The organism is Achromobacter sp., from assembly GCF_057314935.1.
Genome location: NZ_DBHKZA010000075.1, coordinates 1 through 23,513, shown reverse-complemented (window position 1 = coordinate 23,513; position 23,513 = coordinate 1). Strand labels below are relative to the sequence as shown.

Genomic DNA, 23,513 nt, shown 5'->3' with positions numbered 1-23,513 from the left:
GTCACGCCAACCCCAATACAGAAGGAAGCATCATGAGCAACGAACAGAAAGTCGCCATCGTTACGGGCGCATCGCAGGGCCTGGGCGAGGGTATCGCCCGTGCATTTCTCAGCCGCGGCTACCGCGTCGTCGGGACGTCCCGGTCCATCCCGCCGTCGGACAATCCGAACTACCTGACCATCGCGGGCGACATCGGCGATCCGGCGACGGGAAGGCAGGTTGTGGAGCAGGCGTTGGCCCGTTTCGGACGGGTGGATACGCTCGTCAACAACGCCGGCATTTTCGTCGCCAGCGAATTCACGGCATATACCGAGCAGCAATACCGGGACATGGTGTCGACCAACTTGAATGGGTTCTTCTACACCACGCAGCATGCCGTCGAAGCGATGCTCAAGCAGGGCAGCGGCCACATCGTGCAGATCACCACGACGCTGGTCGACCACGCAAACTCCAACGTTCCGTCGGTTCTGGCGTCGTTGACCAAGGGCGGCTTGGCCGCGGCAACGCGTAGCCTTGCGATCGAGTATGCCTCGCGCAATATTCGCGTGAACGCGGTGTCGCCGGGCATCATCAAGACGCCCATGCACGCCCCGGAAACGCACGGCGCGCTGGCCGCATTGCATCCCATGAAGCGCATGGGCGAGGTCGCCGACGTAAGCCAGGCGGTACTCTATCTGGAGGATGCCGGTTTCGTGACTGGCGAGATCCTGCATGTGGACGGCGGGCAAGTCGCGGGCGCCTGACCGTCGAGAAGGCCGACCCCTACAGCGATGCAATCAACCGGAGAACACAGATGCCCTACGTGAATATCAAAGTCACCCGCGAAGGGACGGCGCCCGGCGCGACGGCGACAACGCCCGAGCAAAAGCGCGCGCTCATCAAGGGCGTCAGCGACTTGTTGTTTGAGGTGCTGGGAAAGCCCCATGCGTCGACCTTCGTCGTCATCGACGAGGTAGACATGGAGAACTGGGGCGTGGGTGGCGTCACGGTGCCGGAATACCGGGCGCAGCAGGCCAAGGTCGAACGGTAGGTCCGCCGACATGGCATCCGGCTGCGGTTTCGGGGTTCCGGAGCGGTAGTCGGATGCCTACTTGACAGGGGTATCTGTGCCCCTGATGCAAGGGCTATTTGTCCACCGACCGCATATCGCAGGTCGTTTCCTGGGAGGTGCAGATGCCGCGAAACCAGGCTCGTCCCTGCGTGCGGTCCTTGGGAGCCAGCAGCTCCCAGTTTTCGCTTTGGCGCATCTCGTAATCCAGCAGTAGCCACTCGCCCTGGCAGGCCACGATGCCGCGCAACGTGGCGCGTTCCGTGAGCCAGTCGCTGCCCAGGTCCAGCAGCCGATCGCTGCCGGCGTCCGGGCGAGCGTATCCCCGCGCCGACTGGATGCCGACCTGCGCATCCGCTGCTTCGATCCAACCTTCTCCCCGGTACACGGGCCGGGGGCGGCTTGCTTCGTTGCCGGTCATATCGTCGCTGGCGTTTCTGATCTTTAGCCACCCGTCGCGCGCCTCGCTCACGTCGAAGGTGACGCTGTAGTAATCGATGTGGTCGGGATCAGGATCGTCGCCGCGGGTCGTGGGCAGGCTGCCCACCGTTTCGGCCTGGGGGGAGGGTGCAGCGCGCACTTGGATCACGGGCTTTTTGTTGGTCGTCCAACCAGAGAAATTGCAGGCCGTCGGGCCCGGCGGGACCCAGGCTGCGACCTTGGACGCCGCATGGGCGGTGAGCGCGGGCGACATGGCCAGTGTGGCAAGGGCGAGGAAAATCCGTCGAACAGTCATGGGGTTGATCTGGACCTCTGCTGAATGCCGGTTGGAGGAGGTTGCAGGCCGGTAAAAACGTACCATAACAAGCAGCGGCGAGTTCTGCTTGGTCTTGCGCCCGGCCAACAGTCACGGCAATCGAGGGGCTATTGCGCTGCTGACGCGGGCACCTGCACGGCCCGGCTGGCAGGCACCAGTTTCCGCCACCATGCTTCACCCGCGTGGGGCGCGTTCAGGTCCACCCGCTCGCCCATTTCAGGCGTGGTCAAGGCCACGTTTTTTATGGCGGCCAGTTCCGCCACGCGTTCAAACGGTTCCTGCCAGGCATGCATGGCCAGGTCGAAGGTGCCGTTATGAATCGGCAGCAACCAGCGTCCGCGAAGATCAAGGTGCGCCTGGAGGGTCTGTTCCGGCTGCATGTGCACGTAGGCCCAGCGCTTGTCGTAGGCGCCGGTCTCCATCAGCGTCAGGTCAAACGGCCCAAAGGCGTCGCCGATGACCTTGAAGCCGTCGAAGTAGCCGGTGTCTCCGCTGAAGAACACGCGCAGATCCGCATCCTGGATGACCCAGGATGCCCACAGACTGCGGTCGCTGTCGGTCAAGCCGCGGCCCGAGAAGTGCTGGGCCGGCGTGGCCGTCAGGCGCAGCCCGTCGACTTCGGTCGATTGCCACCAGTCCAGTTGTTCGACCTGTTTCGGATCGATGCCCCAGGCGATCAACTGGTCGCCGACGCCTAGCGGGGCGATGAATCGGCCCGTCTTGCCGGCCAATTGCATGACGGCTGCGTGGTCCAGATGGTCGTAGTGGTTGTGCGACAGGATGACCCCCGCAATGGGCGGCAAGTCTTCAATGGCGATGGGCGGCGCATGAAAGCGTGCCGGGCCGAACCATTGCACCGGCGAGGCGCGTTTGGAGAAGACCGGGTCGGTCAGCCAGTAGCGCCCGCGCAGCTTCAAGAGCACGGTGGAATGGCCCAGGCGGTACAGGCTGCGGTCGGGGGCCGCGTCAAGCTGGGCGCGAGTTAGCGCGCGGACAGGAATGGGTTGGTCGGGAACCGTGCCGGTGGGCTTGTCGAACAGGAATGCCCACGTCAATTTCAGGCCGTTCCAGAAGCCCATGGGCGGGCGCGGGGATACGTTCCCGAAACGGCCGTCGCGGTGCTGGGGCGAGTCGGGGTAGCTCGGCTGAGTGCAATGGACGTAGGCGGTATTGGCGGTCACGGCAAGAATTCCAAGCAGTAAGAAGGCAAGGGCGTAGACGGAGAGACGCTTCATGGAAGGCATCTTGAATGTAGACTGCACAGTGTAGTTTTGTTTTTTTAAAAAGTACACTGCCCGGTGTAAAATAGCGTTTCTACCGCCTTAGGCCGTTCCATGCCCAATCCGCCCAAACGTCTGACCGACCGCAAACGTGAAGCCATCATGCGCGCGGCGGTGGACGAATTCCGTACGGCGGGGTACGAGGCCACCAGCATGGACCGCATCGCCGCCGCCGCGGGCGTTTCCAAGCGGACGGTCTACAACCATTTCCCCAGCAAGGAAGAGCTGTTCGGACAGATGCTCGAGCAACTGTGGGACAGCAGCGCCTCCAGCGTGGACTTGGCCTACCGCCCCGATCTGCCGCTGGATCAGCAGCTCAAGCAGCTACTGATGCAGAAGCTTGAATTGCTGGGCGATGCCAATTTCATCGATCTGGCGCGCGTGGCGCTGGCCGAGATCATCCATTCCCCCGAGCGGGCGCAGGGCATCGTGTGCCGGATGGGGGAAAAGGAAGGCGGCGTCACGACCTGGATCCAGGCCGCGATCGCGGACGGACGCTTGGCCGAAGTCGATCCGGACTTTGCGGGCCATCAGTTGCAAGGGCTGGTGAAGAGTTTTGCGTTCTGGCCCCAGGTGACGCTGGGGCAAGCACCGTTGAGCCCGGTGGAGCGTCAGCGGGTGGCGGATTCCGCGGTGGCGATGTTCCTGGGCTGTTACCAGCGCCGCAGTTGATGCCGGCGGGCGGCGTTGCACCGCCCGCGAATCCGGTATGAAACCAGCTCAGGCCTGCCGGCCCATGATGCTTAGCGCGACGGCCTCGGCGATCTTGATGCCGTCCACGCCCGCCGACAGAATTCCCCCTGCATAACCGGCGCCTTCGCCAGCGGGGAACAAGCCCTTGGTGTTGATGCTTTGCAGGGTCTCGTTGTCGCGCTTGATGCGGATCGGCGACGAGGTCCGCGTTTCCACGCCCGTCAGCACGGCGTCGTGCATGCCGTAACCCTTGATGGTTTTGTCAAAGGCGGGCAGCGCTTCGCGGATGGCGGTAATGGCAAACTCGGGCAATGCCGTGGCCAAGTCGGTCAGGTGCACGCCGGGCGTGTAAGAGGGCAGCACGGAACCGAACTCGGTCGACGCCTTGCCCGCGATGAAATCCCCCACCAGCTGGCCCGGCGCGCTGTAATCGCCGCCGCCCAGCTCAAACGCGCGCGACTCCAGCGCGCGCTGGAAATCCACGCCGGCCAGCACGTGCTCCGGGTAATCCTCCTCGGGCGAAATTCCCACGACGATACCCGCGTTGGCGTTGCGTTCGTTGCGCGAATATTGGCTCATGCCGTTGGTGACGACGCGATTGGGTTCAGAGGTGGCCGCCACCACCGTGCCGCCGGGGCACATGCAGAAGCTGTATACCGATCGCCCATTGCTGGCGTGGTGCACCAGCTTGTAATCCGCCGCGCCCAGGATCGGATGGCCGGCGTTCGGCCCGAACCGCGCCTTGTCGATCAGCGACTGCGGGTGTTCGATCCGGAAACCCACCGAAAACGGCTTGGCTTCCATGAACACGCCCTGGTCGTGCAGCATCTGGAAGGTGTCGCGCGCGCTATGGCCGATGGCCAGCACGACGTGGTCGGCCTCGATATGCTCGCCACTGGCCAGCGTCACGCCGGTGATCTGGCCATTTTCGCGCTGCAGCGTTTCCACCTTGCTGGAGAACCGGACCTCGCCACCCAGTTTGGTGATGGTGTCGCGCATGACTTCCACCATGCCCACCAGGCGGAACGTGCCGATGTGCGGTTTGCTTACGTACAGGATTTCTTCCGGCGCGCCGGCCAGCACGAATTCCTTGAGCACTTTTTCACCGTAATGCTTGGGGTCCTTGATCTGGCTGTACAGCTTGCCGTCGGAGAACGTGCCCGCGCCGCCTTCGCCGAATTGCACGTTCGACTCCGGGTTCAGCACGCGCTTGCGCCACAGGCCCCACGTATCTTTGGTGCGTTCCCGCACCGCCTTGCCGCGTTCCAGGATGATGGGCTTGAAGCCCATCTGCGCCAGCACCAGTCCGGCAAACAGGCCACAGGGGCCGGTGCCGATGACGATGGGGCGCTTGTTCAGGCTGGCGGGCGCTTGGGCAACGAACTTGTATTCGGTGTCGGGCGTGGGCTTCACATGGCGATCATCGTGAAACCGCTTGAGCAGCGCCGCTTCATTTTCGATGTCGATATCCAGCGTGTAGGTCAGCAGGATATTGTGCTTTTTGCGTGCATCGTAGCTGCGCAGAAAGATGGTGAAGCCGTGCAGGTCGCTGGCCGGAACGCCCAGTTTTTTCAGAATCGCAGCGGGCAATTCTTCGGGGGTGTGGTTCAACGGCAGCTTGATTTCAGACAGTCGCAACATGCTTTGGTCCAGATGAATGGGCGATCACAACGTCGCCAAACCGGGAATTGTACTGGACGGCACCTGACGGGACTCTAGCGAAAGGCCGTGGCATGGCCTCATTCGACGTCGTTTTTCTCCTGGAACGATTCGAGGAATTACGAGGCGGTTTTGCTCGGCTTCCTACGGACTTGGTGGGGGGATATCACTAAAGTATTGCTTGTCTATTGCATTCGCTGCGATGGCATAAGCCCGACGGCAACACATCGCGTGCGAACGAAACTGCGCATGCGGTGCGGCGCTAGTTCGCTGCCAGGGTCTTGTCGACCTTGGCGGTTAATCCTTTAGTCCCAGGAAAAAAACATGAAACGTAGTACTTTCGCATCTCTTTCTGCAGCCGGCGCATTGGTGGTGGCGTTGGCGCCGGGCGTCTCGCACGCCCAATGGGATGGCCAAGTCAAATTCGTGGGTAAGATCAGCGACGTCACTTGCCTGATCAACGGCAACGCGCCTGGCATGAACAACATTCTGGAAGTGCCCATGGGTGAGCACTCGCCCAACCTGTTTACCGGTATTGGTGTCAAGAGCCCGACCAAACCGTTCAATATCAGCCTGACTGCCGGTGGCGGTCTAGTGTGCTCAAGCAGCGCGACCGCCCGCGTCGCTTTTGACAACGATTCCGTTCACATTGACAAGGCATCTGGCAACTTGAAGATCTCCAGCACCTCGCCCGCTCGGGGCGTGCAGATCGAAATCTATGATGCCGGCAACAACAGCTCGGGCAAGATTCGCCTGGGCGTGGCCCAAGCGTCTCCCCAGCAAGTCGTGCTTACCGCTGCGGGTGGCACCCTGTCCTACTCGGCCAACTACGTCTCGACCGCCGCGACCGTCCTGCCTGGTACGGCCAATTCGATTATTCCGTTCATGGTTGCGTACGAATAATCGCTGGCTGAGTTAGTAGGGGTATCAATCATGACGCTAGTGATGCGTAAGGTGTTTTTTGCTATGGCGGCTGGCGTCATGACCTGGGCGGCTTGCGCCAGTTCGGCGCAAGCTGCTTTGGTGCTGATGGGAACGCGGGTGGTGTACCCGTCCGATGCCAAGGATGTTTCAATCCGGGCCCGCAACGAGGGTTCTGAACCCATGCTTACGCAGGTTTGGGTGGACGATGGCAGCGCGGGCATCGCGCCGGCAAATATGGTGGTCCCGTTCACGGTCTCGCCCGTTCTGACCCGGGTTGACCCAAACTCCAGCGCCCTTATCCGGTTGACCTATACCGGCGGTGAACTGCCAGACGACCGGGAATCCCTGTTCTACCTGAATGTGCTGGAAGCGCCGCCACGCAGCGAATCCACCACGTCGGCGATGTTCACCTTCAGAACACGCATCAAGATTTTTTTCCGGCCCGCGGCCCTACGCGACGGCCAGGAGGACGCACCCGCCCGGCTCGAATGGAAACTGGTCGGCTCGGGTGAAAGTCGGGCGCTAGAGGTCAAAAACCCGACGCCATTCCACGTGTCCATGTCTTCCATCGAATCGGTGGTGGGGGGCAAGCGCACAAGCGTTGGTCGAGGCATGGTCGAGCCCTATGGCACTCAGCGCTTCAAACTGCCCAAGGGCACAGGCACCGGCTCCGGAAAGATTCGCGTCGACTACGAAGCGATCAACGATTTCGGCGGTCGTCACACGTTGACGCGCGAGTTGTCGCGCTAGACGCCTCTGGCCGCGACGCTTCAGCGGCCATACCACTAAAGCACTTGTATCTGGATGGTTGGAATGTACGCTTCACTGCGGGGAAAGACACGTCTTGTGATTAGCCAATGCCGGGACGAACACGATTTCGGTCATGCCGCACCGCGGCTAAAGCCCAGGCGGTTAATCGTCGCGTTGGCCCTGGCTTTCAGTTCCGAGGCCCAGGCCGTAGAGCCCACGCGGCAGGTCCAGTTCGACCCCCAGGTTCTTATGCCTGGCCTCGGGGGCGACACCATTGACCTTTCCCGCTTTGAGCGCACCGGCTTTATTGCGCCGGGGAAGTACCGGCTGGAACTCTACGTCAACGGCAAGTGGCGAGGCACGCAGGATATCGAGTACCGCGGTTCGCAGGCGCTTGGCGGACAGCCCTGCTACGACGTGGGCTTTTTGCAGCGCGCAGGCCTAGACGTTCAGCGCAGCGCCCGCTATGCCGTCGAGCAAGGCCGGGTGCCGCTGGGCGACAACCCGGTTTGCGAGGAGCTGGACCGATTCGTGCCGGGTGTTTTGGTCAAGACCGATTTGGCAGAGCAACGGCTGTATCTGACCGTGCCGACCTATTACCTGCGCACCGAATTGGCCGACAACTACGTCGATCCAAGTTATTGGGACAGCGGCATCACGTCAGGAAGGCTGAACTACAACGCTAATGCCAACACCGTGGAAAGCCGCGGGAATCGCTACACACGGGCCTATGCAGGCTTGAATGCAGGGCTGAACGTGGGCGCCTGGCGCTTGCGTCACGTGGGATCGTTGACGTGGGGGTCCAGGGGCGCTGGCGCGGACTATCAGCGTGGGCAGACCTATCTCAGTACCGACATTCCCGCATGGCGTTCGCAGCTGCGCATCGGCGAAACCTCCACCAACGGCGATTATTTCGACGCTGTATCGTTTCGCGGCGTGAATATCAGTAGTGACGAGCGCATGCTTCCTCGAAGCCTTCGTAACTACGCGCCGGTGATACGCGGCACGGCGTCCACCAACGCCTCGGTATCGGTATATCAGCGCGGATTTCTCATCTACGAGGTCACGGTGCCGCCAGGGCCGTTTGCCATCGACTCCCTGCAGGCTGCGGGTTTCGGCGGCGATCTCGAGGTCAAGGTCGTCGAAGCCAATGGCGAGGAGCGTCGATTCATCGTGCCGTTCGCCACCGGCGTGGAGCTCCTGCGTCCGGGGACGACGCGCTATTCGGTCTCGGCCGGGCGCGCCATGTCGTCGGTCAACCGTAGCAGCGGTCAGAACATATTCGAAGGCGTCATCCGGCGCGGCCTGAGCAATATGGTGACCGGATACGCAGGCCTGGCGGCCAGCGACTATTACGGTGCTGCGATGGGCGGGATGGCGCTCAATACGTCGTTGGGCGCACTTGGCGGCGATGTGACCGTGGCCAGTGCGAACCTGCCGGCTCAATCCACCATTTCCGGTTCCAGCTATCGCGTTGCCTACAGCAAGAATCTGCCAAACAGCGGAACCAACTTTTCGTTGGCGGCCTACCGGTACTCCACCAGAGGCTATGTTGGCTTCAACGAGGCGATCGCCATGCGCGATGCGGGTCGAGGCAGACACTATGGCGACCTGGGACGGCCCCGCAATCGTTTCGACCTCAATATCAGCCAGCGCCTGGGTTCATCCGGCGGAACGCTATACGCCAGCGGGATCGCAACGCAATACTGGAAGCGCTCTGGCAGTGCCGTGAACTACAGCATGGGGTACTCCAACCAGTGGCGCGATGTGTCCTATTCGTTCAGCGTGCAGCGATCGCAAAGCATATGGCCTGGTAGCGCGGTGTACAGGGCGGGCCGTGAACGGAACACGGTGCTGGCGTTCAACCTATCTTTTCCATTGGGTCGCTCCGCACGTGCGCCTGTGATGAATACGTTCGTCAGTCGAGACAGCCGGGCTGGCACCAACGTGACCACGGGCGTCGGAGGAACCCTGGATCAAGCCGGTGATCTTTCGTATTCCGTGTCCGCTTCCCGAGACACCCGTGCCGGCAGCAATTCGGCCAACGGCAGCCTGGACTACCGGGCGCCGATGGCCAGCGTGGGCGCCAGCGTTTCCCAGGGAACGGGCTACCGGCAAGGCAATTTGCGGGCCAATGGAAGCGTGCTGGCGCACCAAGGCGGGCTGACATTTGCGCCCATGATGGGCGAAACCGTGGGGCTGCTGTATGCGCCGGATGCCGAGGACGCTCGAGTCGGATTCGGGCAGAGCAAGATCGACAGCCGTGGGTATGGCCTGATTTCAAGCCTGTCCCCCTACCAGATCAACACCGTTGAGCTGAACCCGGGCGACATGTCCGATGACGTGGAATTGATGAACAGTTCCCGCACCGTGGCGCCGCGAGCGGGGGCGGTTGTGCTGCTTTCCTATCCCACCCGGCGCGCGCGGCCCGTGCTGATCGACAGCACGCGACCCGATGGCAGCACGCTTCCGTTTGGAGCGGAGGTGTTTGATATCGCCAGTGGCGAGTCCATCGGCGGGGTGGGCCAAGGCAGCCGCATTGTCATGCGGGCGGCGCAAGACCAAGGTTCCGTTCGCGTAGAGTGGGGCAGCAAGCCCGAGCAGCAATGCCAGATCGACTATGAATTGCCGCAACGCGCAAGAGGCGTCAAACAGGACGGCTTCGACACGCTGCAACAGACCTGCCACCCCGTGCCCGTGCAAGCACGGCCGATGTCTCCGCTGGCGCGCCGATGAGCACATACAACCGCGTGTTTCCCAAGCGATGGTCGATAGCATGGCTGCCGTTGCTTCTGTGCCTGCCGATGGCGGCTGCGTGGGCTGACCTGGCCGTAAGCGGCACCCGCTTCATCTACCGCGAGGGGGCAAAGCACGTCTTGGTTCCTCTTAGCAACACCGGCGAAGCCCCCATTCTTGTGCAGGCCTGGCTAGACGACGGCGGGGCTGAAGCGGACCTTAGCCGTCTGCAAGTGCCATTCGTGCTGATGCCCACCCTGTTCAGAATCGACCCCGGCGAGCGTAAAGCGTTGCAATTGCGGTATACGGGCGAGGCGCTGCCGCAAGATCAGGAAACGGTCTTGCGGATCAACCTTCGGCATACGCCATCCACTGGCCAATCAGAGAACAGGCTGCAGGTGGTGTTGAGCTATGTGATGAAAGTGTTGTACCGCCCCAAAGATCTGCCGGGCACGCCCCAAGATGCGCCAGGGCAGGTGCGATGGACTTACCACCACGGGACGGCGCAGGGCGCGCCCTACCTGCAGGCCGAGAACCCCACTCCGTACAGCGTGTCCCTGGCGACCGTCCGCATTCGCGGCAGACAGGGGGCCACCGAATTGAAGGGCCTGACCCTCATGCCGAAGGCGGTTGAACGGTTTTCGCTTCCCATGGACACGGCCGCGCCGTCCCCGGCGGGCGACAAGCTGGAATTTGAGGCCGTCGACGACCTGGGCCTTGTGGTGCCCGGTGCGGCAACGCTGCGCGCCGCATCCCCCCGCTAACGATTTCTATGCGTCCCGGCCCAGCGGGAAAGGGGCGGACGCCACCTCTTGGAGTACATCAGCGATGAAAACAGTCTCGATTCTTCCTCGCCTTGGACGGCACGGCCGGCAACTGGGCTTGGGCGTCGCGCTAATAGCGGGTTCGATAGGAGCGGCGCAGGCTCAACCCCGCGATTACTACCTACGCTCTTGCTCGCTATTCCAATTTTCCGCCAGCCCGGTCGGGGGGGCGACCCCTTGGGTCAAGACAGGCCTGGACACGTCCACGGTTGACAACGTGATCGCCACGCGCACGTTGAGCCTGAGCTCCGAGGGGACTTTCGTGCGTCGAGACGACACGGGGGCCAAGCCCAAAATGCTCATCGGTGGAAGGTGGTCGGGAGGGCCTCCGTATGCGGGTGCCCTTGTTCCCACCAACGTGAAAGGGTTGGGCATTCGCGTCAAGAAAGGCTCCGCCGTGGTCAAGGCAGAGCGAATGGATGATTTTTTGACGCTGTATACCGCCAGGATCACGTCCTCGCTCCCGCCGTTGGTGGTAGTGGGCAACAAAGAGCAATATGGCACTTCGATCGAGATAGAGCTGGTGGTGATAGGGGATGTGGCGCCAGGCACACACACTGTGACGGGTCTGGATCCCGGGTGGAGCAGCACCGTGTTTGAAGCCGTGACGCTGCAGCGGCCCGAGGCATTGGCACCGGACGTGGGTGCACATTTGGTTGCGCCCCTTGACGATGGACCCGTGCCGCCGGGAGGGGGCGTCCAGTGCTACCAGCGCCTGGAATACGACGTCTCGGATATGTTGACCCTTGAGGGTGGGGGGCCGGTTATCGAAGCCACGTGTACAGTGGACGCCAAATTCACAGGCGCGGGGTTCACGCTGCCGATGAACACCCACCGCGTCAGCGATTTTCCGAACGATGGAGATGTTGGCCGGCAGGTTCCCTTCAGTGTGTCGGTAAATAGTTGCGCGGCGGGGGCCAAACCCAGGATTGCGTTCAATGCGCAATACGGCTTGGTGCCGGGCGCCTCGGGCAGCGTCCTACAGCTCAAAGACGCGGGTCACGTGGGGGTCGCAAAGAATCTTGGCATTATCCTTACCCGGGCTGGCCAATCTTCTGCGTTAAGTATTGGTGATGGCCCTGGCACCGTCGGCACCAGATACGATTTTGACAACATTCCTGCCTCGGGCGTTGCTGCGAATGCCATGGCTGAGATCGCCTTGGAAGCCCGTTACAAGCGGGTAGATCAGTCCGGCGTGCGCGGTGTCCAGCCCGGCGCCGCTATTAGCCAAGTCAATTTCAAGATTTTCTATGATTGAAGACTGGACGCATACCGGCTGAGCGGTAAGCGCAACTTGGCCGCCGCGTTGTCGCGGCGGCCAAAGCGTTCATGCCGGCGCAACCGCGCCGGCCGGTCAACCCGCCTTTATCACCAAGACATATCGATCATGCCGTAGTTGGCGCCCGCCAGCGGTACCTGGCTAGCAGATGCAGACACGGTGTTGCCCAGCATCGCGCCAGCGTTGACCCCAACAAGCGCCCCGAAGATTTGGCTTTGGCCGGGGGCGAAGTCTACCTGGGTGGATGTTTGGGAATAGGTGGCTTGGCCTTCGTTCAAGCCGACCAGCCCGCCCATTGTCATGCCATACCCCCAATAAGAAGACCAGCCCGATTGAGAGCCTGTGACGCGGCCGGCGGCGGAAGAGTAGTCGATTATGCCTCGCAGCAGATTGTGGCCCACCAGGCCCCCGACGGTGGCGTAAGAGTCGCCCGCCACGATGCCGCTGGCGTATCCGGCCGTTATCGTTCCCGAGTTTTGCCCCACCAATCCACCTGCCACGCTGTAACTACCGGCTTGCACCGTGCTGGCTGAGCTAGAACCCGAAATGCGTCCGTGATTCTCTCCTACCAGACCGCCTATCGTGGCGTACTCGCCCGCTCGGACATCGGCGACGCTTGAGACACCATACTCAATGGTGCCGCCGTTGGCCCCTACAAGGCCCCCGATGCGGGTGCCCGAGTTGGGGTAATAGGCGTTGACCGTGGCGCTGCTGGCCACGCCGTTCTGGATCACGCTACCGTCGCCGTTGTAGCCCACCAGGCCGCCGATGTTGCCGGCATTCCAGTTATCTTCGACGCCGTCGCCACTGGCCTGAACATTGCGCAAAGTGCCGTTGTGGTTGGCGCCGACCAACCCGCCTGTGTTTGCGCCGTTGTAGTTGTCGACCTTGCCGGAGGCTGTGGAGTCTGAAACGGTGCCACCGGTATTCAGGCCAATCAATCCGCCGATGGTGCTGTTTGTAGTGCCCACGACTTGGCCGCTGCTATGGCCTTGGGTGATAACGCCGCTGTTGATGCCGACCAAGCCACCCGCATTGTTGGCGTTCGACGCGGACACCGTTCCGGAACTTCTGACGCTGTCGAGAAGACCGTTGTGGTTCACCCCCACCAGCCCGCCGATATTGCGCTTGGCGCTGTAGGAAACGACCGACGATGTACTGCCCGAATTTTGGATGACGCCGCCGTTGTTGGCGCCAGCCAGCCCCCCCATTCCGCCCAGGTCGTTAGTCAGCAGGTTTCCGCTGACCGTGCCGGACGTATGGCTGTCGAGGATGGTGGCCAGGGAAGACAAGCTTGCCTGGTTGATACCGACCAATCCGCCCAGGGTGTGGGTTGCCGAACCACTGTAGACCTCCCCCGCGAACGTCGAATTACTGATGGTGCCGCCGTCGTTGGTGCCGACCAGGCCGCCCGTGACGTTGAAACGATAATTGTCGCCATAGACGGTGGTGGCGGAGACGCGCACGTTGTCGATCAGGCCGGCGTTGCGGCCAGCCAGGGTACCCACGGACAGGGGCATGGCGCCGGAGTTGGATGAACTGACGGTCATGGAGGTCAGGGCCAGATTGCGAATAATGCCGGCCGAGGACGAAAATAATCCGACGTTGCCGCCACCATTGACCACATTGAAGCCGGTCAGTGTGTGGCCCAGGCCGTCGAAGGAACCGTTGAAGGTGGCGTAGGCGCCACCGATCGACTGGAACATATCCGTGCCGTGCAAATCCACGCCCAACACGTAGCGACCGTTAAGGTTGCGGTTGACGGCTTGCAGATCATGCTGATTCTGGATGATGTTGTGAGGGATGTCGTTCGACAGGAAAGCGGCGCCGTCCCCGTTCAAGGTGATGTTGGCCTGGGATCCGCCCAAGAAATAATTGGCGGATGCCGGGTTTGAGGCGGCTGGACCGGTGCCGTTAGCGGCAGTGGTGGTGTTCAGCGCAAGGCGGTTGCCACTGCCGCTTAACTTGATCTGGTCGTTGATCTGGATGCGATCGTCCGCCTTGAGGAGCAGCGCGCTTCCCGTGCCGTTCGTTGCCACGGTGCTGTTCAGAACCGTCTTGCCCGAGGCGCCGTGTTGCGCGTTCAGCGTCAGGCTGTTGCCGCTGCTCCAGTTGATGGGCGCGTTGACCTCCACGTCGCCGACAGTGCTGACCAGTTCGATGTTGTTATCGGCCAGGTTGCGGTTCAGCGTGTTGGCGTGAATCGTCGCGTCGACGATGGCGGGTGTGCCTTTTTCGACCTTGACTTCGCTAGCGGCGATCTTGACGTTGCCGGTATAGCCATTGATGGCTCGGGTATCGAAGGTGGTGCCCATTCGGACACGAACACGCTGACCGGATGCTTCAATGGCGCCGCCGTTGCCAGGGCCGGTGAACGCATTCGCGGTGAGCCGGCCGGCCACGTCCACGACGCCTCGAGCGCCCCCGTCCAGCACGATTTTGCCAGAGGCGTTGTTCAGCATGTTGGCTTCGATGATGCCGCTATTGTTGACGACCGTCGTCAAGGGCGAGGCATTTGCGTGCCTGGCCTTTAGCAACACTTGCCCGTCGCTAGCCTGGATCATCCCCGCATTCTGCGCCAGGGCCTGGGTGGACGCGGCATTGACTTCCAGCTTGAGCAGGCCGCTTCCCATGCTGACGGTGAAGCGGTCTCCCGCGCCCAGGGCGACCGTGCCGCCATTGGCGCGGATCATGCCGCTGTTGAGAGCGCGCGCGCCCAGAAACACCACGTCACCGCCTTGGGCGGTGATCCGCGCGCCGTTGTTCTCGACGAAGTTCGTCCCGCCGCCTTCGAAAATGAATTCGCCGTTGGTGTTGTTGTAGAAAAGATCGGGGTTGACCGATCGTGTCGAGGCCACCAGCCCGCCCACGTTCACCTGGGCTGCGCCGTTGAAGACGATGCCCTGGGGATTGACGATGAATACCTTGCCGCTCGCATTGAGGCTGCCATTGATGAGGGAGGGGGAGGCGCGGGACACATAGTTCAGGACCATGTCGCTGGCCTGCTGGTTGAAGGTGAGGCGTTCGCCGTAGTCGACGCCGAAGCTGTCCCATTTGATGACGGCCTTGGGCGTGGTCTGGCCGACGACCATATCCTGGCCGATGGTCTGGATGTTGGCCGTGCCATGGGTCACGACACCGACGGTGGGCAGCGCGTTCGCCGCCGGCATCAATGCCGTCAGCCCGAGCGCGACTGCCGCCATGACGCCGGCGCGTACGCCAGAGCAGCTGGACTTGCCGCGTTGCTTGGCGGATTCGCCGGCGACGCTCCAGCATCCCTTGGATTCATTCCATACCACGGTATAGGACTTGTTCATGTCTTCCTTCTTGCAAGTGACGCACGGGAGAAGTTCCGTGCGGGGTTGAAAAACGCGTAAACGCGTCGGGGTCAGAAAAGACGGGTGGCCTGGAACCACAAGCGCGGTTCGCGTTTGGGGCCTTCTTGTCGATAGTTGTTCTGCTCCAGCGGCCATGCCGCGGTCAGCGTGATCTGGTGCTGGCGGCCGGTCTGGATCAGACTCACGCCCGCGGCCGACAGATGCTGGCTGTTGCGGCCGCCGATCCTCGGGCGTTTGTTGAGCCGCACGGCGCCCTTGTCCACGAAGGCCGCCAGTTGCAGGCCGGGAAGCGGCAGGTAGCGCAGGTCCAGGCTGCCTTGCCAGCCTTCATCTCCGCTGCCGGCCCCATTGGGAAAGGCACGTACGCCGAATGGCCCGCCCAGGCTGAATTTCTCGGAGCTGTCCAGGTTCTTCGATGCCCGTTGCGCGCTGAGTTGCGCGGACAGCATGAAAGGGTCGGGCAGGTTCTGCAGGCGCAGCAGGGTGAGGTTGGCCTTGCCGAACCGGCCGGCCGCGCGGTTGTAGAGGCGGTCGCCCTGGCGGCTGGCTGCGTCGCGCAGCTGCAGTGAGCCGACGCCGTAGGACAGGTACAGGGCATTGCGGCCGCCGCCCAGGAAGGCGTCGTCGTTGTTGCCGCTAAGGGATGCCGTCCATAGGCCGATATGCTTGCGGCTGACGACGTCGAACAGATCCATGGCGTCGCGCATGCTCTTGTCTTCGTACTGCAGTTGCGCCTGCAGATTGATGCTGCGGCCCCGCAAGACCGGTTGCTGAACGAAGACGCTCGCGATGGAGGCGTTGCCGTGCGCTTGCAGCAGGTCGAAATCCCTGCCCAGGCGATAGCTCATGTTGGAGACGCTGGCGCCCAGGCGGGTCAGGCCGGGGCCGACCGGCACTTGATAGGCCATGCGGTAATAGCGCTGCTTCTTGTCGCTGGTCAGCAGGCGCAGGTTCAACTGGTCGCCCAGGCGCAGCGGACTGTTCACGTCCAGGCTGCCGGCCAGGCGAAACTCGCCGGTGTAATAGCCCCCGAAGTTGTCGGCGTCCAGGCTGCCGGCCACGAGGGGGCCGGGGTCGGCATCGATGAACAGTTCCGTGGAACCGGGGGCTTGCCCCGGGCGCAGGGTGCCCTGGACCCGGACGCCGGGAATGTCGTTGACGAGCATCAGGCGGTTGTCCAGCGCTTCAAGGTGCACGACGTCGCCTGGGCGCAACGGGGAAAGCGCCCGACGCAGGACCGAGTCGCGAACGCGAGTTCGGTTGGTGAGCGTCAGGCCGCCATAGACGCCTTCCTGAATGGCGATCTGGACGAGGCCATCGACGATTTCTTGCGGCGGGAGGTAGGCCCGGGCCAGTAGATAGCCGTGGTCTTGATAGAACCTGGTGATGCGGTCGGCGGCGGCGCGCAGGCCGTCAAGGTCTTGCTGCGTACCGGTCAGATCGGCTAGCAGGGCCAGCAGATCTGCGGCCGGAAACACATGATTGCCTTGCAGATGAAAGCCGCTGATGGCCACCTTGGGGCCTTCTGATTGGCCCGTGGCCGAGGGCCGCGCGGGGGCAGAGCCCGACACGTCCAGACCGGGTTGCGAAGCCGGCGGGGCAAGCGCGGGCAGCGTCGATTCAAGTTCGCGCAGCGACCGGCCGGCGTCAGGTATCTGAGCCGGCGTCGTGGTATGTGACAGCGCCAGCAGAAGTCCGCCGATCCCCTGACAAGCTCGGTGAGCCAGGCCGCTACGGAACGGAAATGGATCCGAGGGAAAAGAAGGGGGAGATTTTTGGCGCAGCAGCGCCACGGCGTTTCGCAATATCAATTCGTTCTAACCGTCTTTCGCAACGGTCCTCTCTGGGTCTTTTTTATTGTTCGAGCGAAAGGCCGCTACCTTTGCTCAGCGCGTGCGACAAGGGCCCGGGACAAGCTCGTTCCGGTGTCGTTGCCACATGCGATGACTATAGGTATGTGTAAGACGAAGAGAGTTAGTAAGACTACGAGATTGAAGTGCGGTGTATTCGGAAAATAATTTAGCTATGCACGTGATTCTCTAGAACTTTTATTGAGGTTCGTGCGGACTTCGGAGAATTGGTGTTGTATTGCGGGAATTAGTCCTAGATATCGAGAGGGTTGGGGGTAATTGAGTCCTAAATTGAGGGGTGCAGATCGTCTGGTAAATAAATTGGAAGCGCATTTGGCATGAGGTGCCGTCTACAATTAAATCGGTGTTGATGGTCCTGCGCTTGATAAAGGGGAGAGTCCTGGTGTCTGAAGCCCATATATTCGTCGCACTGGCCGATGACCATCCTGCCGTATCCTTGGGGGTGCAGGCGGTGTTGAGCGAAAACCCCGCGATTGTCATTGTTGGCCACGCCAAGGATTCAACGGAGCTCGTTGAGTTGCTCAACGAAAATCGCTGCGACTTACTGATTTCAGATTTCTCGATGCCCGGCGGAAAATACGGCGACGGTTTGGCGCTGGTGTCGTATCTGGCGCGAAACTACCCGAATCTGCGCACGATCATTCATACGATGTCCGATAATCCCATGTTGATATGGGCGCTGGTACGGCAAGAGATCATGGGGGTGGTAAGTAAATGCGATTCTCCCAGTCATCTTCTGAGTGCGGTGAATTCTGCATCCGCCGGTCGACGGTACTATTCGCCCGTGATTCAGGAACTCTTCATGCACAACATGAGGATGGGTGACGTGGAAAGGCTGACGCCTCGCGAAACGGAGATCGTCCGGCTATTCTGCGCGGGGGGAACGATTACCGACATCGCCGGACTCGTGCATCGCAGCGTGCAGACGGTAAGCACCCAGAAGCGAAGCGCGATGCGAAAGCTGGGTGTGACAACTGACGCCGCGCTGGTTCGGCACGTGCTCAGCAACGGAATCAAGACGTCGCTGGACATGCCCGGCGCCACTGACGCCGAGCCGGCTGGCTAGCTGCAGCACGACGGGGCGGCATCGGCCACCCAGCACGTCAGAAGAACTCGTCCAGCAGGCAATAGAACTTGATGCGTTGCGCGTCGGGCGCGACGCCATACTCGCGGAAGAAGGGCGCAACCCATTCCTCGCCGACATTGCGGGCGATGCTGCGCGCAGCCAGGGCAAGGTCTTGAAAGCGGTCTGCGATGCCCAATCGGCCGCAGTCGATGAAACCGGTGAAACGGTTACCGTCGACCATGAAGTTCGGCAGGCAGGCATCCCCATGCGTGACGACCAAGTCATGTGCCGTAGGGCAGGTCGATAGCAGTTCGGCCAGCACCTGGCCGGCTGATTGCCCCAGTCTTTCATCGTCAAAATCCGCTTCATCAACCAATCCGGCGTCGACGCGCCGTTTTGCGTCAGCGATGCGGGGCGCCAGCCTGTGGTCGAACGGGCAGGATGCAGTCGGGACGCGATGCAGGTTGCGCAAGGCGGTGGCCAACAGGCCAATGACTTGGCCCGGGGGCAGAGGGGCACTGGCCAGGTCGCAGCCTTCCAGCGCAGTCATCAGCAGCCAGTGGCGGCCACCGTCGTCTACGGAATCGAGCACGATGGGGGCCGGTTGGCCGATCTGCATCAACCAGCGAAGGCGATTGATCTCGTCGGGCAACTCGTTCACGGAGCTGGCAGATTCTGATTTCAGAAATAGGTCTGGCTGGCCGGGACGCCGCACGCGGAACACGTCTGCGCGCGACTCGCCAATGGACTGTTGTTCGATGGCGGCATGAGCGAAGCCGTCGCGCCACTTGGCGGGCAGGGCGATGCGGTTGCAGTCCGTTGTATTGAGCGATTCCATTGGCTTGCCAATTCTCTATGCGGCTTCAGAGCGAGCTTCGACATGATAATCAGACTTGGCCACACTTGGCGCTATCCGCGCCCGAAATCGCTTTCGTACTGTTGCCACGCGTCCCGCGCGCTGGCGCCCTGATGGATCATCGCCATCAATGCCCGCACCACCGCCGCTGGATTAGCGTGCTGGTAGACGTTGCGTCCGTACACCAGGCCCACCGCGCCCTGGTCCAGCAGTTCCCATGACCGGCCGAATACGCGTTGCAGGTCTTCACGGCCGCCGCCTCGCACCAGAACGGGGCATCGAGCCGCCTGTACCACGCGGTGGAAATCGCGGGTTTCGGTGGTGGGATCGGCCTTGATGATGTCGGCGCCCATTTCGCGAGCCAGGCGCACCAGTGTCACGATCTTTTCGGCGTCGCCGTCCACCATGTAGCCGCCGCGGGCAGAGTGGGGCGCCATGACCAGCGGTTCGATCATCAGCGGCATGCCGTAGCGGTCGCAGTCGGCCCTGACGCGCGCGATGTTCGAGACGCATTGGCGGAACAGGTCGGGTTCGTCGGGCAGCATGAACAGGTTGACGACGACGCAGGCCGCGTCCATTTGTATGGCGGGCAGCACCGGGTCCTGGGTGTTCTGGAGCACGGCCCACATCACGCGGTGCGTGGTGGCGTTGTAGGGGTTGCCCATGTCCAGGCGCATCACCAGCGCGGGCTTTTCACGCCCCGGGCGCTGCTGCAGCAGGCCGGCTTGGCCGTAGTTGAGCTGGATGGCGTCGGGGCGCGCCGCGGCCAACTGGTCGATGACGGCGGGCATGTCTTCCAGGCCGTCCAGGAATCCGGGTTCGTTGCAGACGCCGTGGTCGACGGCGATGTCCAGGCAACGCCCGGCGGTCAGCAGGCGGTTCAGGCGCGCTTCTTTGTTGTGCGTCATGGAGGTTTCCTTGTCCGTCAGTCGAGGGTGGCAAGATGGCGGGCGGCGGCCGCGTCGATGGCGGCGAGGGCGGCCGTATCCAGCCTGAGGTCGGCCGCGCCGGCGTTCTGGATCGCCTGCGCGGGCGTGCGCGCGCCGCACAGGGCGGTGCTGACCCCGCCGTTGCGGGTGGTCCAGGCGATCATCAACTGCGCGTACGAGCAATCCAGGCGTTGCTGTAAGGGAGCCAATGCCTCGAAGAAGGCTTTGAGCCGCTGGCGGTTGGCAGCGGAAAAGCGCGGGTTGCCGGCGCGCTGATCGTCGCCCGTGAATTGCCGGTCGGGGTCGATCGGGCCGGCCAGCAGGCCCAGCGCCAGCGACGAATAGCCCAGCGAGGCCACGCCGTGGTCCCGGCATGGGGGCAGCAGCGTGGATTCGATGTCGCGGTCGATCAGGCTGTAGCGTTCCTGGATGGCGTCCACGGGGCCCTGCTCCAGGTATTCGGCCAGCGTCTCGGGCGTGGCGTTGCTGATCCCGATGGCGCGGATCTTGCCCTGGCGCTTCAGGTCAAGCAGCGCGCCCATGGTTTCGGCGACCGGCGTGGTGCTGTCCTGCCAGTGCGTGATGTAGAGGTCGATGTAATCCGTTTGCAGGCGGGCCAGGCTTTGTTCCACTTCATGGAAGATGGAGGCGCGGCCCAGATGGCGGTGCACCGGTTTGCCGTCTTCGTCGAAGAAGTGCGCGCCCTGTTGCGTGTGCCAGACCAGCCCGCATTTGGTGGCGATGACGGCGTCGTGCCGGCGTCCTTTCAGCGCGGTGCCGACCAGGCGTTCGGCATGCCCCAGGCCATAGGCGGGCGCGGTATCGATCAGGCGGACGCCGGCGTCCACGGACGCGCGGATGGCGTCGATGGCTGCGGCGTCGTCGCCGCCGCCCCACATCCAGCCGCCCATGGCCCAGGTGCCCAGGCCGACGGTTTCGCATTCGATGCCGGACGCGCCCAGTGTTGTGATGTTCATCGGTGTCCTTTCTTGACGTTCATAAGATGGTCGACGGTGACGGCGGCCAGCAGGATCAGGCCCTTGACGACGTCTTGCCAGTACGGCGAGACATCCAGCAGGATCAGAGAACTGGTGACGACCGAGAGCAGGGCAAGACCCAGCACGGCGCCCAGGACCGTGCCGGAGCCGCCTTTCAGGCTGGCGCCGCCGATCACCACGGCGGCGATCACGTTCAGTTCCATTCCCAGGCCGAAGGTGGGCGTGGCGGCGCCGAAGCGTGCGGTGTAGACCACACCCGCCAGCCCCGCGAGTGTCGAGCACAGCACGGTGACCCAGAACTTCACGCGGCCTGTGCGGATGCCGGAATACAGGGCGGCTTTTTCATTGCTGCCGGTGTAGAACACCTTGCGCAGCAGCGCCGCCCGGCGCAAGGCGAAGTCGCTGACGATGACGATGGCGGCGAAGATCAGGATGACGGCGGGGATGCCTCCGATGACGCCCTGGCCGATGAACTTGAACTGCGCCGGTAGCGAGAACAGCGACTGCGGCGTGCCCTGCGTGATGGCCAGCGACAAGCCGCGCACGATCACCATGAAGGCCAGGGACGCGATGAAATGGCTGAGCCCGATGCGGGTCACGCACAGGCCGATCAGCGCGCCCACGACGCCGCTTGCTGCGATGGCGGCCAGGCTGGCGGTCCATGGGTCCACGCCCATCAGGAACAGCTTGCCGGTGATCACCATGGCCATGCAGACGACGGAGCCTACCGACAGGTCGATGCCGCCCACGATCACCAGCAGGGTCATGCCGACCACGACGATGCCTTCGATGGAAAACGACAACAGCATCGCGCGTATGTTTTCCCAGGTCAGGAAATGCGGCGACGCGAAGCTCATGCCGATGGCAAGGAGCGCAATGATCAACAACAGGCCGGCTTCGCGCATGCTTGCCAGCCGGTGCCGCAACGGGACCCCGGTGGCGGGGCGCGCGGGCGTCAGTCCGGCGTCATGCTGCAGAACGGCGTCGGCCGCGGGGGAGGGTTTGAGTTCGGACATCAGATCGTCTCCTGGGCGCTGAGGCCCGAGGCTAGTCTCAGCAGCCTTTCTTCAGTCATTTCGCTGGCCGCCAGCTCGCCGGCCAGGCGGCCGTCGCGGATCACCAGCGCCCGGTCGCATAGCCCGATAATTTCGGGCAGTTCGGAAGAGATCACGACCACGCCCACGCCCTGGCTGGCCAGGTCGCGCAGGATGTGATGGATCTCGGATTTGGCGCCCACGTCCACGCCGCGCGTGGGTTCGTCCATCAGCAGCACAGCGGGGTTGGTGGCCAGCAATTTGGCGATCGCGACCTTCTGCTGGTTGCCGCCCGACAGGCTTGCGGCGTCGATGGCCACGCCGTCGGACTTGAGCTTGAGCCGTGCGCCCAGCTCCGTGGCCAGGCGCCGTTCCGCGCGTCGCCGCAACAGGCCGAAACGCGAACTGATGCGGGCCAGCGCCATCGACGATATGTTCTGTTCAATGGGAAGTTCCAGGAACAGGCCCGCCGCCTTGCGGTCTTCGCTGAGGTAGGCGATGCCATGGCGCAGGGCGTCGCCGTAGCGGCGGATCCGCAGCGGTTCGCCTCGCAACCGCACGCTGCCGCGCCGCGCGCGCCGCAGACCGCACAGGGTCTCGGCCAGTTCGCTGCGCCCGGCGCCCATCAGGCCCGAGATGCCCAGGATCTCGCCGCGCTTGAGCGTGAACGAGATGCCGTGCACGCTGACGTCGTCGGCGATGCCGTCGACTTCAAGCAAGGGGGCGGCGTTACCGCCTGCCGCCTGTTTGGGCGGGTAGTAGCAGCCCAGGTCCCGCCCGACCATGCTGCGCACCAGCGCATCCGGCGTCAGGCCCGACAGCGGAGCGCAGAGTACGTCGCGGCCGTCGCGCAGGACGGTGACGCGGTCGCAGTGCTGGAAGATCTCGGCCATGCGGTGGCTGATGTAGATGATGCCGATGCCCTGTGCTTTCAGATCGTGCAGCACGCGGAAGAGGGCGGCGGATTCCACTTCGGTCAGCGCCGCCGTGGGTTCATCCAGGATCAGGACTTTGCAGTCCAGGGTCAGTGCTTTGGCGATTTCGACCAGTTGCTGGCTGGAGATGCCCAGGTCGTCCACGCGCAGGCCAGGGTCGATCTGCTGCCCCAGCCTTGCCAGCACCTGGGCGGCGCGCGCATTCAGGCTGGCGAAGTCCATCCAGGCGCGCGGCCGGGTGGTGATCTCGGGCATGAAGATGTTCTCGGCTACCGTGGCGTCGCCGCACAGCGCGATTTCCTGGTGGACCAGACCGATGCCCAGCCGCATGGCGTGGGCCGGCCCGTCGATGACCACGCGCTCGCCGTTCAGCCGGATGTCGCCCTCGTCAGGCGCGTGGATGCCGTCGATGATTTTCATCAACGTCGACTTGCCGGCGCCGTTCTCGCCGCACAGGGCGTGGATTTCGCCCCGTTGCAGCGAGAAATGCACGCCGGCCAGCGCGCGCGACGCCCCGAAACGCTTGGCGATGCCGT

The 23,513-nt window shown here is 62.9% G+C and carries 19 protein-coding genes; 9 read left to right on the top strand and 10 right to left on the bottom strand.

From position 1 onward, the window contains the following. The first annotated feature begins 32 nt into the window (after positions 1 to 32). Both ACO6D5_RS23490 and ACO6D5_RS23485 read left to right on the top strand, forming a co-directional pair. A complete protein-coding gene (locus ACO6D5_RS23490) occupies positions 33 to 743 on the top strand; it encodes an SDR family NAD(P)-dependent oxidoreductase (RefSeq protein ID WP_485826705.1) in 711 nt (236 codons plus the stop codon). A gap of 50 nt (positions 744 to 793) precedes the next feature. Next, positions 794 to 1,030: a tautomerase family protein gene (locus ACO6D5_RS23485; RefSeq protein ID WP_088587114.1), complete on the top strand. Its 237-nt coding sequence runs from the start codon at positions 794 to 796 to the stop codon at positions 1,028 to 1,030. A gap of 94 nt (positions 1,031 to 1,124) precedes the next feature. Here ACO6D5_RS23485 and ACO6D5_RS23480 read toward each other — a convergent pair whose 3' ends face one another. Further along, positions 1,125 to 1,892, bottom strand: coding sequence for a hypothetical protein (locus ACO6D5_RS23480; RefSeq protein WP_485826704.1), 768 nt, complete (start codon positions 1,890 to 1,892; stop codon positions 1,125 to 1,127). Positions 1,893 to 1,912: 20 nt separating this feature from the next. Further along, positions 1,913 to 3,040, bottom strand: coding sequence for an MBL fold metallo-hydrolase (locus tag ACO6D5_RS23475; RefSeq protein WP_485826703.1), 1,128 nt, complete (start codon positions 3,038 to 3,040; stop codon positions 1,913 to 1,915). A gap of 99 nt (positions 3,041 to 3,139) precedes the next feature. Here ACO6D5_RS23475 and ACO6D5_RS23470 point away from each other — a divergent pair, with 99 nt between their 5' ends. After that, entirely contained in the window at positions 3,140 to 3,757 is a 618-nt protein-coding gene (locus tag ACO6D5_RS23470) for a TetR/AcrR family transcriptional regulator (protein ID WP_485826702.1), read from the top strand. Positions 3,758 to 3,805: 48 nt separating this feature from the next. Here the strand turns inward: ACO6D5_RS23470 and ACO6D5_RS23465 are convergent, their stop codons facing one another. Continuing rightward, the gene (locus ACO6D5_RS23465) at positions 3,806 to 5,419 is read right to left on the bottom strand and encodes an NAD(P)/FAD-dependent oxidoreductase (RefSeq protein ID WP_280025961.1); all 1,614 of its coding nucleotides are present in this window, start codon (positions 5,417 to 5,419) and stop codon (positions 3,806 to 3,808) included. A gap of 342 nt (positions 5,420 to 5,761) precedes the next feature. On the opposite strand from ACO6D5_RS23465, the gene ACO6D5_RS23460 reads away from it, so the two are divergent. From ACO6D5_RS23460 to ACO6D5_RS23440, 5 genes are all read left to right on the top strand, one after another. Further along, on the top strand, positions 5,762 to 6,340 hold the full coding sequence (locus tag ACO6D5_RS23460; RefSeq protein WP_485826701.1) for a fimbrial protein: 579 nt from the start codon (positions 5,762 to 5,764) through the stop codon (positions 6,338 to 6,340). A 30-nt stretch (positions 6,341 to 6,370) separates the two neighbouring features. Beyond that, positions 6,371 to 7,111: a fimbria/pilus periplasmic chaperone gene (locus ACO6D5_RS23455; RefSeq protein WP_485826700.1), complete on the top strand. Its 741-nt coding sequence runs from the start codon at positions 6,371 to 6,373 to the stop codon at positions 7,109 to 7,111. 63 nt (positions 7,112 to 7,174) lie between these two features. Then, on the top strand, positions 7,175 to 9,847 hold the full coding sequence (locus tag ACO6D5_RS23450) for a fimbria/pilus outer membrane usher protein (protein WP_485826699.1): 2,673 nt from the start codon (positions 7,175 to 7,177) through the stop codon (positions 9,845 to 9,847). Continuing rightward, positions 9,844 to 10,611, top strand: a complete 768-nt coding sequence (locus ACO6D5_RS23445) for a fimbrial biogenesis chaperone (RefSeq protein ID WP_485826698.1) — start codon at positions 9,844 to 9,846, stop codon at positions 10,609 to 10,611. Before ACO6D5_RS23450 ends, ACO6D5_RS23445 begins: the two co-directional genes overlap by 4 nt. 475 nt (positions 10,612 to 11,086) lie before the next feature. After that, the gene (locus ACO6D5_RS23440; RefSeq protein WP_485826697.1) at positions 11,087 to 11,929 is read left to right on the top strand and encodes a fimbrial protein; all 843 of its coding nucleotides are present in this window, start codon (positions 11,087 to 11,089) and stop codon (positions 11,927 to 11,929) included. A 110-nt stretch (positions 11,930 to 12,039) separates the two neighbouring features. Here the strand turns inward: ACO6D5_RS23440 and ACO6D5_RS23435 are convergent, their stop codons facing one another. Both ACO6D5_RS23435 and ACO6D5_RS23430 read right to left on the bottom strand, forming a co-directional pair. Continuing rightward, complete coding sequence (locus tag ACO6D5_RS23435; RefSeq protein WP_485826696.1) at positions 12,040 to 15,267, bottom strand: two-partner secretion domain-containing protein; 3,228 nt, start codon at positions 15,265 to 15,267, stop codon at positions 12,040 to 12,042. A 71-nt stretch (positions 15,268 to 15,338) separates the two neighbouring features. Beyond that, complete coding sequence (locus ACO6D5_RS23430; RefSeq protein ID WP_485826695.1) at positions 15,339 to 16,859, bottom strand: ShlB/FhaC/HecB family hemolysin secretion/activation protein; 1,521 nt, start codon at positions 16,857 to 16,859, stop codon at positions 15,339 to 15,341. Positions 16,860 to 17,541: 682 nt separating this feature from the next. Between ACO6D5_RS23430 and ACO6D5_RS23425 the strand changes: the two genes are divergently transcribed. Further along, positions 17,542 to 18,225 carry a response regulator gene (locus ACO6D5_RS23425; protein WP_485826694.1) on the top strand — a complete coding sequence of 228 codons (684 nt, stop codon included), beginning with the start codon at positions 17,542 to 17,544 and terminating at the stop codon, positions 18,223 to 18,225. Between the two features lie 37 nt (positions 18,226 to 18,262). Here the strand turns inward: ACO6D5_RS23425 and ACO6D5_RS23420 are convergent, their stop codons facing one another. The 5 genes from ACO6D5_RS23420 to ACO6D5_RS23400 form a co-directional block, all read right to left on the bottom strand. Then, complete coding sequence (locus ACO6D5_RS23420; protein ID WP_485826693.1) at positions 18,263 to 19,063, bottom strand: APH(3')-II family aminoglycoside O-phosphotransferase; 801 nt, start codon at positions 19,061 to 19,063, stop codon at positions 18,263 to 18,265. 71 nt (positions 19,064 to 19,134) lie between these two features. Further along, complete coding sequence (locus ACO6D5_RS23415) at positions 19,135 to 19,989, bottom strand: class I fructose-bisphosphate aldolase (RefSeq protein ID WP_485826692.1); 855 nt, start codon at positions 19,987 to 19,989, stop codon at positions 19,135 to 19,137. A 17-nt stretch (positions 19,990 to 20,006) separates the two neighbouring features. Further along, a complete protein-coding gene (locus ACO6D5_RS23410) occupies positions 20,007 to 20,987 on the bottom strand; it encodes an aldo/keto reductase (protein ID WP_485826691.1) in 981 nt (326 codons plus the stop codon). Continuing rightward, complete coding sequence (locus tag ACO6D5_RS23405; protein ID WP_485826690.1) at positions 20,984 to 22,024, bottom strand: ABC transporter permease; 1,041 nt, start codon at positions 22,022 to 22,024, stop codon at positions 20,984 to 20,986. Before ACO6D5_RS23405 ends, ACO6D5_RS23410 begins: the two co-directional genes overlap by 4 nt. Continuing rightward, positions 22,024 to 23,513 (bottom strand): sugar ABC transporter ATP-binding protein (locus tag ACO6D5_RS23400; RefSeq protein ID WP_485826689.1); only part of this gene is annotated, 1,490 nt, incomplete at its 5' end. The genes ACO6D5_RS23400 and ACO6D5_RS23405, both read right to left, overlap by 1 nt.